This window comes from Bradyrhizobium sp. (assembly GCF_030654605.1).
In the GTDB taxonomy this organism is placed as follows: Bacteria; Pseudomonadota; Alphaproteobacteria; order Rhizobiales; family Xanthobacteraceae; genus Bradyrhizobium.
On sequence record NZ_JAURXB010000016.1, the window covers coordinates 1 to 13,889 of the forward strand.

Genomic DNA, 13,889 nt, shown 5'->3' on the forward strand with positions numbered 1-13,889 from the left:
CATGCTTCGAGACGCTCGCGTCGCTCGCTCCTCAGCATGAGGTTGTGGCGTTTCAACAAGGTAAACCTCATCCTGAGGAGCGGCGTCTTCGCCGCGTCTCGAAGGATGGCAGCAACACGGACTTATGATTCCAGGTACTAGTTCTCTTCACTGGCACGCTTCAGCGCGGCGATCAGGTCGTCGATTTCCATGCGCTTGCGGAAGTCGGGATCGACGAACCGCGCCTTCACCAGCCCGTCGCGGCCGACCACGAAGGTCGCGGGTATCGGCAGCACCCAGCCGTCATTGCCGTGAAAATGTTTCATGTCCTGATACGACAACAGCCGCTCGATTTCGGTGCCGAGCCATATCGCGAGGTTCAGCGACAGTGCATAGCCGTTGTCGAGATCGGTCAGCACCGGGAACGGTGCATCGGCCTCGGATTTGAATTTTTCCGCGAATTGCTGCACCTCGGGCATGATGGCGACCACGTCGCCGCCCAGCGCCCTGATCCGGTCCAGCGCCTGGATCACGGCCCTGACGTTCAGCCGGCAATAGGGACACCAGTGACCGCGATAGAACATCACGGCGACCGGCCCCTTTTCGAGCAGCGACGCCAGGCTGACCAGCCGGCCGGTCACGTCGGGCAGGATGAAGGGCGGCATCGGATCGCCAGGCCGCGGCGCGTTTTCGCCGCCGCCGTTTTCGTGGATCCGCGCCACCAGCCGATCGACCGCCTCGCCATAGGCCGGAAAGAACTCACGCCCCGCCGCGGCATAGGCTTCGAGCTGCTCGTTCAACGTTCCTTCCATATCGCGGCAGGCCTGGAAGGCCTGCTTGAGACGCTCGGCATTGTCTGGCGATAGCGAGCTCATGTCCTGCTCCGGCGTCGGGTTTCCCGAACATTGCTTTCACTGGAGGCCGCCCGCAAGGGGCGACCCCGTGGTTGCGAGGAAAATACGCGTATCTCGACTCAGGGAAAATAGAAATTCCCGGTCGGATCGAGCGTGCCCGAGACCATGTACATCTGTCCGCCGCTCATAAAGAAAACCGTATTGTTCGGCACTTTCTTGGCCCCCTTCATCATCGCGTCGTGATTCTTGGGTCCGGAAGCCACCGCCATCTGCATCATTTTTCCACCCTTGAACATCATGGCCATCCCCGGGCTCATTTCGGTTGCGCCCTGCGCGAACGCCGACGTTGCCATTGCCGCGAGCGCAGCGGCCGCAATCAATGTCTTGGATAGGCTGGTCATTGGAAGTACCTCCGGATTGAGCGTGGACGCCCGCCAATCGGGCGCTTGGCCCATCAGAGTGGAAATCGTCGGGGCTTAGAAATGCCCATGCACAATCGGTTCGATAGCTGCTGAGCATCGCGGGCCGGCGATAGCGCGCGGCTATCGACTTCAGAGCAAGACCGTATTTCAGCCGGAGACGGGAAGCGTCGATGATGTTCCGAAGCCCGGCTCCCGGCAAGCATCGACAGACAGGAGACATCCCATGAAGACCCGCATCTCGAATTTCGCTACAATGCTGGCGCTGACACTGCTGCTGATTTCGGCCGCTTCCACCGCGAGGGCCGACAGCGACGACGGCATCGTCCGGGTCAAGAGCGCGGTGCCGATGTCCGAGGCGATTACCCGGATCAAGGCCGACATCGCCGGCAAGGGCATCAGGTTCTTCTCGGAGATCGATCAGTCGAAGCTGGCGGCCGATGCCGGGATCAAGCTGAGGCCTTCAACGCTGCTGGTATTCGGCAATCCGCCGCTCGGAACCCAGTTCATTACTTCGAATCCGAACGCCGGGCTCGATTGGCCGGTCCGCCTGCTACTGACTCAGGACGACAATGGCGACGTCTGGGCGGTCTGGACCGACTTCGAATGGATCGCCAGGCGCCACAACATCAAGGACCGCGTCGCGCAGTTCAAGATGGCGACCTCGGTGGTGGGCTCGATTACATCGACCATCACCACCAGGTAACGACTCGCGCGTTCCGCATGTAATGCTTCGGGCCGCGTCCATGGCGCGGCCTGCCATCGTTCCGGACGGGGTGAATTCGATGACACCAGAAACATTCGACGTGGTGATCCTCGGCGGCGGCAATGCGGGCATCGGCGTCACCGGACCGGTCCGGCGCGCCGGGATGTCGGTCGCGATGATCGAATCGCATGATCTCGGCGGCACCTGCCCGAACCGCGGCTGCACGCCGAAGAAGGTGCTGGTCGCCGCCGGGCACGCCCTGCACGAGATCGAACGCGCCGCGGTCCACCACATCGCGGTCGGCAAGCCCAGGCTCGACTGGGCCGCGTTGATCGATCGCGAGAAGGACATGATCAAGGACATTCCCGCCAACCTCGCGCGCTCGATGGCGCATCGCAATGTCGAGGTGATCAAGGGCCACGCCGTCTTCGCCGGCCCCAACGCCATCCGCGTCGGCGATCGCCGGCTCGAGGCCAAACATATCGTGATCGCGACGGGATCGAAGCCGCGCCCGCTGCCGATTCCGGGCGCAGGGCACATGATCACCTCGGACGCCATGCTGAGCGAACGCGAGTTGCCTGAAACGGTAATTTTCGTCGGGGGTGGCGTCATATCCCTCGAATTCGGCCACGTTTATGCGCGGGCCGGCGCTGACGTGACGATCCTGGAAGCGCTGCCGCAGCTATTGCCCGCGATGGATGCCGACGCGGTGGCGCAGATCCGGACCGAGAGCGCGCGCATCGGAATTCGCATCAAGACCGGCGTCGGCGTGAAACGGATCGAGCCGGCGAATGGCCGGCTCCGGGTGATCTTCACGCACGACGGAGAGGAATGTGCAGCCGAGGCCGATCGCGTCGTCAACGGTGCCGGCCGCATCGCCAACGTCGATACGCTGGATCTCGTGGCGGGCCAGGTCGAACACGGCAACGGACGCATCGCGGTGGACCGCCATTTGCGCTCGACATCCAACCCTCTGGTTTATGTCTGTGGCGATGCCGTGCCGATTTCCCCGCAGCTGTCGCCGATCGCGACCTACGAGGGCGACATTGTCGGCCGCAACATCGTCGAGGGGCCGAAGTACAGTCCCGACTACGGCAGCATGGCAACCTCGGTCTACACCGTCCCGGCGCTCGCCGCAGTCGGCCACACCGAAGCCGCCGCGAGGCAAAAAGGCCTGGCGATCAAGGTCCACAGCAACGACATGCACGACTGGTTTTCCGCCCGCATTTATGCGGAGACCGTCGCCTGGTCCAAGATCATCGTCGACGAGGCCACCGACCATATCCTCGGCGCGCATTTCGTCGGGCATGCCGGCCAGGAGTTGGTCAACCTGTTCGGGCTGGCGATGCGCTTTGGCATTACCGCCAGCCAGATCAAGGACAACGTCTACGCCTATCCGACATTTTCCTCCGACATCAAGCATATGCTCTGAGGCTCTCGCGCATAGCGCGGTGCTATGGATTCAACAGCCAACCGGCATTTCCTTCAACCGATGATTTCACCGATGGTTCGTGCACAGCCGGCCAGTCATCAGGGGCCGCGGCACAACAGAGGAGAGACCAGATGTTCACACCATCAGCCAAATCGCGCACGCTCTGGCAAGGCCTGGCACTGGCCTGCATGATCGCCGGATCGACCGCCACCGCGTCGTCTGCGCTTGCCGGCGAATGCCCGGCCGACAAGATGAAGGCCAACGTTCGCGAAAAGGTCGACTTCAAACCGGTCGGCGTCACCGACGTCACGCTGGGTTCGATCGATCTCGAGAAGCAGCCCGCACAGATCAAGGGCCGCGAGCTGCGGTTTCGCAAACTGACCGTCGCACCCGGCGGCATCGTGCCGTGGCACAGCCATGACGATCGGCCCGCGCTGATCTTCGTGCAGCAGGGCGAGATCATCGAATATGCCAGCAACTGCGCCGAGCCGATCCTGCACAAGGCCGGCGAGATCAGGCCGGAAGTATCAGGCACCTCGCACTGGTGGAAGAACCTCGGCACCGAGACCGTGATTCTCTATGTCGGGGACATCCGCAAGGATCCCGGCGACCATCACATGTAGCCACCGCCACGTAACGAGCGCCCCCGCCTCGTTGCCGGATGTGACGTCCTGGAGTCCCACGTGTTGCCCCGCACGGCCAGGCGTCACATCCCCTTGTTTCCGGAGCACAGCGCCGTGACGGACATCCCTGCTGCCACGCAATCCAACGGCATGGACATGCACGGCCATTCGCCGGGCATGGCGCTGCGATCCCTGGTCATCGGCCTCACTGCATTCCTGACCGTGGTCGATCTGTTCGCGACGCAGGCGATCCTTCCCTCGCTGACCAGGCATTACAATGTTACCCCGGCGGCGATGGGCTTTGCCGTCAACGCCAGCACCATGGGAATGGCGATATCAGGCCTTGTGATCGGCCTGCTCAGCCAGCACATCGACCGGAGGCTCGGCATCCTCCTCAGTCTTGCATTTCTCGCGGTCCCCACCACGCTGCTGGCCATCGCACCGGATCTCACCATCTTCACCATCCTGCGGGTGACGCAGGGACTGTGCATGGCGTCGGCGTTCGCGCTGACGCTGGCCTATCTCGGCGAGCAATGCAGCGCGATGGATGCCGGCGGCGCATTCGCCGCCTATATCACCGGCAATGTCGCCAGCAACCTGATCGGCCGGCTGGTTTCGGCCGGTGTCGTCGACACGTTCGGGCTGGCGTCGAACTTCTACTTCTTTGCGGCCCTCAACCTGGCCGGCGCGGTCCTGGTGTATTTCACCATCCAGCGGGTGCAACCGATGCATGCGATGCCGATGGCAGGGTCGTCCTTCGCGGCCATGCTCGCGCACTGGCGCAGCCCGGCGCTGCGCGCGGCCTTCGGCATCGGCTTCTGCATCCTGTTCGCCTTCATCGGCACCTTCACCTACGTCAATTTCGTGCTGGTGCGGCCGCCGCTGTCGCTGGGGCGGATGGAACTGGGACTCATCTATTTCGTCTTCCTGCCCTCCATCGTCACGACGCTGATGGCGGGGACCGCGGTCAACCGCTTCGGCACACGGCCGGCGATCTGGGGAGCCCTGGCCATAGCTGCTTTAGGTCTGCCGCTACTGCTGTCATCACATCTCGCCGCCGTCGTCGCCGGGATGGTTCTGCTCGGCGTCGGAACGTTCTTCGCGCAGGCCGCCGCGACCGGCTTTGTCGGACGGGCCGCCCTCGATAATCGCGGCGTCGCCAGCGGGACCTATCTCGCCTGCTATTTCCTCGGCGGTCTCGCCGGCAGCGCGGTTCTCGGCCAGTTATTCGACCGCTTCGGATGGACCGCCTGCGTCGCCGGTGTCGGCGCGGCCCTGCTCACCGCCGGCCTGCTAACGACGCGGCTCAGGCTTCCGCCGGAATCCAGCTGAAGCCGCCGCCCGCTCGATCCGGGAACCGCAGTTCGCTCCACTATTCCCGGATGATGACCAGCCGGCCGTCTTCCAGGCCCGCAATCAGACCCGGATGTCGCCCAATGCCGGTCGATCCGATATTCGTTGCGATGCGTGCCGGCAGCGGAATCCGGGCGATATCGCGAACCTTCGGTACGAAGGCGATGAGGCGAAGCGAGCGCCGATCGAGACTTGGCACCGCCAGATCGGGATGGCCGTCGGCGTCGAAATCCGCCGTCCAGCTCATGCCAAGCGCTTTCGACCCGATGAAGTGATTGGAAGCATCGGGAACCTCGGCGACCTTTCTCAATTGCCGGTCCTGCCAGGACCACAGCTGCAGCAGACCGACGACGTGGGGCTGGCGCACGAAGGCAATATCGGTGGTGCCGTCGCCATCGAAATCGGCGATGCCGGCCGGATTGAGCCATGCATGCGCGTGACCGATCGGCGGCGTCTCCGCAATGATCTTCATGGAGCCGGCATCGATGATCGCCAGCGCCGAACCGCGCTGAAGATACGACTTCACCACCACGATTCGATCGACACCATCCAGGCTGGCGATGCGTGGCAACAGGTCCTCGAACACCGCGTTGGCGCCGGCAGTCACGACGCCGATCCTTCCATCGCGTCGCTCGATGACCAGGCTCCCGGCTTCGATGGCATCGCCGAGAACGCCATGGCGGTAACGATCGGTCGGATCGGCGAGCCAGGCGCGGGCGATGGCGCCGTCGCTGCTTGCGACCCGTCCATCCGAAAGACCGCCCGAAGGTACGGCGGCAAAGCCGGGCGCTTGCGCTGTTGACAGCGTGCCGGTCGCGGGGGCAATCCGGTACCAGTTCGGCCCGATTGCGATGCGCGTGTCCGTGCCCCGGACTTCGATCGATGTCACAGGGCCTGGCGTCGACACCGTCTCGGCACGCCATTCCGCGCGGGCCGGCCCAGCAAGAATCAACCACGAAAGGAGCGATACCCGGAGCAAAATCATCCCGCCCAACAATCACCCTCGGCCCCGATTGTCACTCTGTCAGGTGAACACATTTGCGTGGCGACAGAACCGCGCGGCGCAGGCCACGCGGCTTCTGCCATCAGGCTTATCTGGCAAGCAGGTAGTCGAACTTGCCGGGCTGGTAGATGAAGAACAGACAGTCGGTGCTCGAAATGCACTTCGTCACATGGTCTTCCTTTCCGCGCTGGAACCAGTAGGAACCGGTCGGCAGGGCGACTTCCTCCACACCCGCCTGAGCGTTCACGCCAATCCCGGAGATAACAACCCCAAAGTATTCCGCTGTGTGGGTATGGAGCGGGCTGACATATCCGGCGGGCATGCGGATGAACGTGCCGTGCTTGCCTTCGCCGAGATTGCCGTAGGCCGGGCCGGCATTGAGCTCGCCGGCGCCGGTCTTGATGCCCGTTCCGCCGAAGGCGATCTTCGCCGCGGGGGTGCTGACCGACGCGCCAGGCTTGGTGTCGGCGGCATTGCCTGTCACGGTGCAGGCCATCGCAAGCGCGAACAGGATAGTTGCGGAAGCAAGTTTGGAGCGGAGTTGCATGGGGTTGGTCCATTCGGTTCGCTGCCTCGGATACGCTAGCGGCGGACGGGCAGCATTCGTCCGGCGGAGGCGTGAGTTGATCGGTCGAAGGGTCATTTAGGTACCCGGGGCACCGAGCCTTGTAACCATCAAAATACTATTTTAGTGGTGACAGTTGCGGGGACACCCGTCAATGGCTATTTTAATGGTTACAAAAACGTGACTATGGCGGAAGGAATCCAGTTGTCGTTCGAGGCGCAGCGCGACGAGGAATTTCGAAACGGATTTCCGTTTTTTGGCGAGCGTCTGTGGATCGATCTTCTCAACACGACGCCCTTCGACGGCGAGCGCCGTCAGGACCTCGTTGAGACATCGGATGGCTTCGCCAAGTGGCTCGAAGCCGCGGGTATCCCTGCCCCCCCCTCGCACGGACTACCGACAGCCAGGGACGACGCCCGCAAGGTGCGCGAGAAGTTGCGGTCAACATTCGAGGATTTGAGGGCGGGGTCCGGGGTGCAGGCGCCGCTGCTGCAATGGGTCAATGCGAGGCTGCGCAATGTCAGGCTACGCCTTGCCCTGGAGCAGGACGGAGAAGGGGTTCGTCTGGTCGAGCGGCTCGACCTTGGCGCATCCGGACCATCAGGAGCTATCGCCAGGGATTTCGCCTGCTTCATATGCGACTATGAACCGGCGCGGCTCAAGCGTTGCGCAAATCCGGCCTGCACGATGGTTTTCTATGACACGGGAAAGAACAACACACGCCGCTGGTGCACCATGAGCATTTGCGGCAATCGCGACAAAGTTGCGCGCTACCGTGCGCGTAAATCCCATAGGACCCATGCAAAACGTTGAGCCCGGCTATAACCGCCAGCAGCGACGGCGGTTGACGGTATGCTTTGGTGGAATTGCCGGCGCCAGTGTCTCGCTCCGGGTGCGCTTTGGGCGTGAGATGCGCGTCATGTCCGCACGGGCCGTGAGCTTCACCACTGCGATTGGTTCGGCCAGGAAACAGGCGCGTTGTATCTTCCAGAGCAGATTCCTCTTGATCCAATCTGTATCCGGCGTACCGAAACGAGGCCTTCCGGTCAGTCTTCCCGCGTCAGGATGTAGGTCAGCCTTCGAATCGCCGGCGCGGCGAACAGCACGATCGGCGTCATCATGATCCAGGCCATCAGCCAGGATTGCAGCCAGTGCGTGACGAACGTTCCCGCCGCCAGGAACGGGACGCTGGCGATCGCCGCTGCGACCGCGCAGGTCAGGCCGGACTGAATGAATCCGTAGACGAAGTGGCTGAACCGGCGCGGTATCGGTAGCATTTTGACCTCGGCAGAAGCTGGTGAAAAAAGGCAAGCAAGAGCCGTGCCTAAGCTTCAGGCGAGTGCAAAGCAAGGATCGCAAGAGCGGCTACGCCGGCCGCCCTGTCGAAGGTTTCGCCTCGAGCGCTGGCGGAAGGGCCGGTTCGTCGTCGGCGATGGCGCGCAAGGCCGCGCCTTCGAGATCGTCATACTGGCCGCTCTTCAACGACCAGAGAAATCCGATCAGGCCGACCAGCCCGAGCCCCAGCGCCAGCGGCACGAGAAACACCAGCACTTCCATCAGGACCCCCTGTCCGCGACGCGGCGGGCGCGCAGCGCGTTGAGCATGACCAGGATGGAGGAGCCTGACATCGCCGCGGCGGCGATCAGCGGCGTCACCACGCCGCTGATCGCAATCGGGACCGCCAGAAAATTGTAAACGACCGCGAGCCAGAGGTTTTGACGCATCAGCAGCAGCGCCTTGCGGGAAAAGTCGATCGCCGCCACCACCGGGGCCAGGGGCTTGCCGAGGAAGACCAGGTCGGCGGTCGCCTGGCTCAGATGCGCGGCGGAGATCGGCGACATCGAGACATGCGCGGCCGCCAGCGACGGCGCGTCGTTCAGGCCGTCGCCGACCATCATCACCTTGATCCCCTGGGCTTTCAGTTCCTCGATGCGCGCGATCTTGTCGGCCGGCGTGACGCCCGCCCGCCAGTCGCTGACGCCAAGCGCGCGGGCAGCGGCGCGCACCGCGGGTTCGCGGTCGCCGGAGAGAATCTCGACCTTGATGTTTCGAAGCCGCAGCGCCGATATCATCGCCTGTGCATCCGGGCGCAGTCCCTGCCGGACGCAGAACACGTAGCTTTTTTCGCCATCGCTGAACGCAACGATGGAGGCTTCCGGATCAAGGTCCTGGCTGTCGCTGGCCAGTTGCTCGGCGGCACAGAACGACGGCCGTCCAAGCCGCAATTCTCTTCCGCCCAGAGTGGCGCGCACCCCCTGCCCGGGCTCTTCGACGGCATCCGCCAGCGGCGCCTTCGCATTCGCGGCGCGCGCCAGCGCGGCGGCGACCGGATGGTGACTGGCCAGCGCCAGCTGGCCGGCGAGCTTGAACACGTCCTCCGGAATGCCTGAAGCGTTGACAACCTCGAGATCGGGCAGCGTCAGCGTTCCCGTCTTGTCGAAGATGATGTGGTCGACCTCGGCCAGCCGCTCGATCGAATCGCCGGAATTGAGCAGCACGCCGGCCCGAAACATCGCGCCGGACACCACCGTCTGCACCGTCGGAATGGCAAGCCCGAGCGCGCAGGGACAGGTGATGATGAGAACGGCGACGCCGGTCACGATGGCGTCGTGCCAGCTCGCGCCGAACAGGACCCAGCCGAGGATCGTCAGCAGCGCGGTGGCGTGCACCACCGGCGCGTACAGCCGGGAGGCGCGGTCGGCGAGACGCACGTAACGGGAGCGGGCCTGCAGTGCGTTGTCGAGCAGCCGGGTGATTTCCGCCAGCAGCGTCCCTTCGGACGCCGCGGAGACGCGAACCCGCAACGTACCCGTCATATTGAGCGAGCCGGCGTAGACCGCGGTGCCCTGCTCGGCCGCGACGTGGCGGGTCTCGCCGGTGATCAGGCTCTGGTCGATCTCGGATCGTCCCTCGATCACGGTGCCGTCGACCGCACAACGCTCGCCCGGCCGCAGCAGCACGATGTCGCCGGGGTCGATCGCCGCCACCGGCACTTCCGAAATCTCATCGGGGCCGACGAATTTGGTGGCGGTCTCGGCCTTCAGTGCGGCGAGATTTCCGGCCACCGCGCGGGTCCGCCGCCGCATGCTCTGGTCGAGATAGCGCCCGACCAGCAGGAATGTCAGCAGCATGATCGCCGCGTCGAAATAGGCATGTTCGGCGTGGTTGATGGTTTCCACCACCGACATGCCGAGCGCGAGGATGACGCCGATCGAGATCGGCACGTCCATGTTGACGTTGCGCGTGCTCAGCGCGTTCCAGGCCGAACGGAAGAACGGCTGGCCGGCATAGGCTGCGGCCGGCAACGCGATCAGCGCCGACAGCCAGTGAAAGAAATCGCGCTGTTCGGGAATCATGTCGCTGACGTTGCCGGACCACACCGGGATCGACAGCATCATCACGTTCATGGTGGCGAACGCCGCGACGCCGAGACAGCGCAGCAGAAAGCGCGATTGTTCGGCCTCGGCGGCCTCCGCACCCGCGGTTTCGAACGGATAGGCCTTGTATCCGAGCTCGGCCAGCCGGTCGATGAAACGGGCGGGATCGAGCGTTCCCTGCTTCCATTCCAGCGCCACGCGGCGGTCGGTCAGATTGACGCGCGCCAGCGTGACGTCGGGTATCGCCGAAAGTCCGCGCTCGATCTTCGACATGCAGCCAGCGCAACTGACGCCCTCGACCGCCAGATCGATATGCGAGAGGCCCGCGCCGGCGTCCCTGACGTAGTGTGAAAAATCCCGTGTCGCCTGCATCACGCGGCCTCTCCATAGCGTTTTCGAGCGAAGTGGGTACCGGTTCGCGTGAAGAAAACGCGTCACAACAAAAGACTCAGTTCAGCACCACGCGGTTCTTCGACAGGAACATCCGCTTTCCCGCCGCGACGCCCTCGATCACCAGGTCCCATTGCCCGGCGGCGATCATCGCTGCGTTGCCGCGATAGATGCCGATTCCCATCTCCGCCATTTCCACCGGCTGATCGGCGCGCCGATCGGTCGGGCGCTCGAAACGGCCCTGAAACTTCAACCCGGACATCGGCTTGCCGTCATTGTCCCTGGCCTCGACCCGCAGCGTCGCACCGCCATCCGGACCGCGCTCGATATGGGCGTCGACCTTCCAGTTTCGCGCGTTCTGGTCATGGGCGGTCACGATCTCCTTTTCGTAGGCGAGGCTCGCGGTATAGGCGCTGTCGACGTCGGTGCCGGGCATGGTCTGGATCGCAAGCCGCATCATGACCATGTTGACCGAGAAGATGACGCCGAAGAAGGCGATCAGCATGGCAAGCACCTTGCCGCCGGTCAGCGGTTTCGGGGAAACGGGCGGTCTGCTCATGCGAGACTCCTGTGCTTTCATGGCGAAACGAAGTTGTCGGTCGCCGACGCAACTTCGCCGAGCCCGATATCGGTGACCCGGAATCGTACCGCTATGGATTTTTGGGGGTTGTTCTCGGCGGGCGCGGTGACCAGAACTCTCAGTTCGGTGGTCTGATCCCGTCCGAGCACGATCATGGGACGGTCTGGCGTCACGGAATCAGCGCCCACGACGTGGACAGACGCGTTGACCGGGCCGTCGATGTCGATCGCGATGACCCGGTCGAAGCCGCGCTTGTTCAGGAGGCGAACGGTATAGGCGTTGCGGATCGATCCGTCGCTCAGTTTCACCGCCACCGGATTGCGGTCGTGCAACACGTTGACATCGAGCAACGACCGCGTCATGAGCGCGTACAGCATGATCGCGCCGACAACCGAGATCAGGGCGGAGTAGACGATGGTGCGGGGTCGCACGATGCGGTAGATCGGCGGCTTGCCCGCCTGGCGGCGCTGGATGTTGAGGTCGTTGTCGTAGCCGATCAGGCGGGTTTCCCGGCCGATCTTCGTCATCACGGTATCGCAGGCGTCGATGCAGAGGCCGCACTGGATGCAGTCGAGCTGCGAACCGTCGCGGATATCGATTCCGGTCGGGCAGACCGCGACGCACTGGTAGCAGTCGATGCAATCACCGGCGACTTCGCCCGACGCCCGCAATTCGTTCGCCTTCTTCAGCGACGTGCGCTTCTCGCCGCGATCGTATTTGTAGGTGACGTTGAGCGCCCATTCGTCGGTCAGCGCGGCCTGGATCCGCGGCCACGGGCACATGTAGACGCAGACCTGCTCGCGCATGAAGCCGGCCAGCACATAGGTGGTGGCGGTCAGGATCGCGATCCAGATATAGGCCAGCATCGGCGCCTCGAAGGTGACGAGCTGCTTCACCAGCGTCGGCGCATCGTTGAAATAGAGAACCCAGGCGCCGCCGGTCCACCAGGCGATCATCAGCCAGATCGAGTGCTTCAGCGTGATCTCGGCGAAGCGCTGCAGCTTCATGGTGCCGCGCGCCGCGTCCTTGCGCATCCGCTCGCGGCGGTCGCCCTCGACCCAGCGCTCGACGGCGTAGAACAGATCCGTCCACACGGTTTGCGGGCAGAGGTAGCCGCACCAGATGCGACCGCCCACCGAATTCATCAGGAACAGGGTCAGGGCGGCAACGATCAACAGCCCGGTAAAATAGTAGACTTCCTGCGGCCACAGCTCGATGAAGAAAAAATAGAAGCGGCTGTTGGGCAGATCGACCAGCACCGCCTGGTCCGGGGCTCCCAGACCGCGGTTCCAGCGCACGAACGGCAGCAGATAATAGACCCCGAGGCAGAATGCCATCAGGCCCCATTTGACGCGGCGGAAGGTGCCCTTGACGCTCTGCGGATAGACCTTCTTCTGGGCCACATACAGCGGCCCATCGTCGTCGACCTGCAGCTGGATCGGTGCGGTTTTAGCCATCGGAGGGATTGATCTCGCGTTCACGGTTCGAGCCTATGGCTTAACCGCAGAAGCCTGGTTGATCCACCTCAAACTAGCGCCAGGCTTCCCGCGTCCCTCCCCGATTACTTGCCTCCGCCGAGCGAGTGGACGTAGACCGCCAGCGCCTTGACGGTGGAGGGGTCGAGACGCTCCACCCAGGCTGGCATGACGCCGGCCCGGCCATTGGTAATGGTATCGATCAGCACGGCTTCGTCGGAACCGTACAGCCAGATCTTGTCGGTGAGGTCGGGCGCGCCGAGTTCCTGATTGCCCTTGCCGGCGTCGCCATGGCAGGCCGCGCAGTTTTCCGCGAAGATCTTGCCGCCTTCGGCCGCGTTGTATCCCTTGGCGGTGGCCAGGCCCGACAGCGATCGGACGTAATTGGCGGCGGTGACGATCTGGTCCTTCTTCAGCACGCCTTCCTTGCCGAAGGCGAGCATGGCGCTTTCATGGCCTTTCGCATGCCCCGAACGCACCCCGAACTGGATCGTCTGCAGGATCTGGTCGAGCGAGCCACCCCACAGCCATTCGTCATCGTTCAGGTTGGGATAGCCCTTGGCGCCCGCGCCGCCGCTGCCGTGGCAGGGCGCGCAATTGTCGCCGAACACGGTCTTGCCGCGGGCGCGCGCGAGCGCCAGCAGGGCCGGATCCTTCTCGATTTCCGCCAGTGGCGCAGCGCCGAGCTTCACCATCTTGTCGCCGCGTATCTTGTCCAGGTTGGCGAGCTCGACGGCGACGTCGGCACGGCTCGAATATCCGAACATGCCCGTCGTGTGGCTCGTCAGCAGCGGCCATGCCGGATATACCATCCAGTATCCGAACGCCCAGACGATGGTGATGTAGAACGTGATGACCCACCAGCGCGGCAGCGGCGTGTTCAGTTCCTTGATGCCGTCCCACTGATGGCCCGTGGTCGACGTCCCGGTGACCTGATCGATATCGTTGTGTTCAGCCATGATTCTTCATTCCTCCCGCAACGGGATCCTAGCCGCCTCGTCGAAGGTCGCCTTGTTGCGAGGCCAAAGCGCGTAAGTCACGATCGCGACGAATATTCCGACAAAGATCGGCGTCCAGAAGCTCGTGACGAACTCCGAGGTGATGTTCTGGACCGTTAGTATTGCTTTCATCGT

16 protein-coding genes are annotated in these 13,889 nt (G+C 63.6%); 5 read left to right on the forward strand and 11 right to left on the reverse strand.

The features are described from left to right. Window positions 1-137 precede the first annotated feature (137 nt). Both Q7U29_RS01380 and Q7U29_RS01385 read right to left on the reverse strand, forming a co-directional pair. A complete protein-coding gene (locus tag Q7U29_RS01380) occupies window positions 138-854 on the reverse strand; it encodes a peroxiredoxin-like family protein (protein WP_304737579.1) in 717 nt (238 codons plus the stop codon). Between the two features lie 98 nt (window positions 855-952). Beyond that, window positions 953-1,288, reverse strand: coding sequence for a hypothetical protein (locus Q7U29_RS01385; protein WP_370691674.1), 336 nt, complete (start codon window positions 1,286-1,288; stop codon window positions 953-955). Between the two features lie 190 nt (window positions 1,289-1,478). Here Q7U29_RS01385 and Q7U29_RS01390 point away from each other — a divergent pair, with 190 nt between their 5' ends. The 4 genes from Q7U29_RS01390 to Q7U29_RS01405 all read left to right on the forward strand — a co-directional run bounded on the left by Q7U29_RS01390 (window position 1,479) and on the right by Q7U29_RS01405 (window position 5,345). Then, complete coding sequence (locus tag Q7U29_RS01390; RefSeq protein WP_304737580.1) at window positions 1,479-1,958, forward strand: DUF302 domain-containing protein; 480 nt, start codon at window positions 1,479-1,481, stop codon at window positions 1,956-1,958. A gap of 79 nt (window positions 1,959-2,037) precedes the next feature. Next, complete coding sequence (locus Q7U29_RS01395) at window positions 2,038-3,390, forward strand: NAD(P)/FAD-dependent oxidoreductase (RefSeq protein ID WP_304737582.1); 1,353 nt, start codon at window positions 2,038-2,040, stop codon at window positions 3,388-3,390. 131 nt (window positions 3,391-3,521) lie between these two features. Further along, complete coding sequence (locus Q7U29_RS01400) at window positions 3,522-4,013, forward strand: cupin domain-containing protein (protein WP_304737584.1); 492 nt, start codon at window positions 3,522-3,524, stop codon at window positions 4,011-4,013. A gap of 150 nt (window positions 4,014-4,163) precedes the next feature. Continuing rightward, a complete protein-coding gene (locus tag Q7U29_RS01405; protein ID WP_304737647.1) occupies window positions 4,164-5,345 on the forward strand; it encodes an MFS transporter in 1,182 nt (393 codons plus the stop codon). A 40-nt stretch (window positions 5,346-5,385) separates the two neighbouring features. On the opposite strand, the gene Q7U29_RS01410 is transcribed toward Q7U29_RS01405, so the two are convergent. Continuing rightward, window positions 5,386-6,273 carry a VCBS repeat-containing protein gene (locus tag Q7U29_RS01410; protein WP_304737586.1) on the reverse strand — a complete coding sequence of 296 codons (888 nt, stop codon included), beginning with the start codon at window positions 6,271-6,273 and terminating at the stop codon, window positions 5,386-5,388. Window positions 6,274-6,457: 184 nt separating this feature from the next. Next, a complete protein-coding gene (locus Q7U29_RS01415; RefSeq protein WP_304737588.1) occupies window positions 6,458-6,916 on the reverse strand; it encodes a DUF4437 domain-containing protein in 459 nt (152 codons plus the stop codon). Between the two features lie 222 nt (window positions 6,917-7,138). Between Q7U29_RS01415 and Q7U29_RS01420 the strand changes: the two genes are divergently transcribed. Further along, entirely contained in the window at window positions 7,139-7,747 is a 609-nt protein-coding gene (locus Q7U29_RS01420) for a CGNR zinc finger domain-containing protein (protein WP_304737589.1), read from the forward strand. Window positions 7,748-7,980: 233 nt separating this feature from the next. On the opposite strand, the gene Q7U29_RS01425 is transcribed toward Q7U29_RS01420, so the two are convergent. The 7 genes from Q7U29_RS01425 to Q7U29_RS01455 all read right to left on the reverse strand — a co-directional run bounded on the left by Q7U29_RS01425 (window position 7,981) and on the right by Q7U29_RS01455 (window position 13,886). Beyond that, window positions 7,981-8,211, reverse strand: a complete 231-nt coding sequence (locus Q7U29_RS01425) for a DUF2798 domain-containing protein (RefSeq protein WP_304737591.1) — start codon at window positions 8,209-8,211, stop codon at window positions 7,981-7,983. An 88-nt stretch (window positions 8,212-8,299) separates the two neighbouring features. Further along, window positions 8,300-8,491: a cbb3-type cytochrome oxidase assembly protein CcoS gene (gene ccoS / locus Q7U29_RS01430; RefSeq protein WP_304737593.1), complete on the reverse strand. Its 192-nt coding sequence runs from the start codon at window positions 8,489-8,491 to the stop codon at window positions 8,300-8,302. Beyond that, entirely contained in the window at window positions 8,491-10,683 is a 2,193-nt protein-coding gene (locus Q7U29_RS01435; RefSeq protein WP_304737649.1) for a cation-translocating P-type ATPase, read from the reverse strand. The genes ccoS and Q7U29_RS01435 overlap by 1 nt, the downstream gene beginning before the upstream one ends. Before the next feature lie 76 nt (window positions 10,684-10,759). Then, a complete protein-coding gene (locus Q7U29_RS01440) occupies window positions 10,760-11,260 on the reverse strand; it encodes a FixH family protein (RefSeq protein WP_304737595.1) in 501 nt (166 codons plus the stop codon). Between the two features lie 17 nt (window positions 11,261-11,277). Then, window positions 11,278-12,738, reverse strand: a complete 1,461-nt coding sequence (gene ccoG / locus Q7U29_RS01445) for a cytochrome c oxidase accessory protein CcoG (RefSeq protein WP_304737596.1) — start codon at window positions 12,736-12,738, stop codon at window positions 11,278-11,280. A gap of 104 nt (window positions 12,739-12,842) precedes the next feature. Then, window positions 12,843-13,715 carry a cytochrome-c oxidase, cbb3-type subunit III gene (gene ccoP / locus Q7U29_RS01450; RefSeq protein ID WP_304737598.1) on the reverse strand — a complete coding sequence of 291 codons (873 nt, stop codon included), beginning with the start codon at window positions 13,713-13,715 and terminating at the stop codon, window positions 12,843-12,845. Between the two features lie 6 nt (window positions 13,716-13,721). Continuing rightward, complete coding sequence (locus Q7U29_RS01455; RefSeq protein ID WP_304737599.1) at window positions 13,722-13,886, reverse strand: cbb3-type cytochrome c oxidase subunit 3; 165 nt, start codon at window positions 13,884-13,886, stop codon at window positions 13,722-13,724. Window positions 13,887-13,889: the final 3 nt, after the last annotated feature.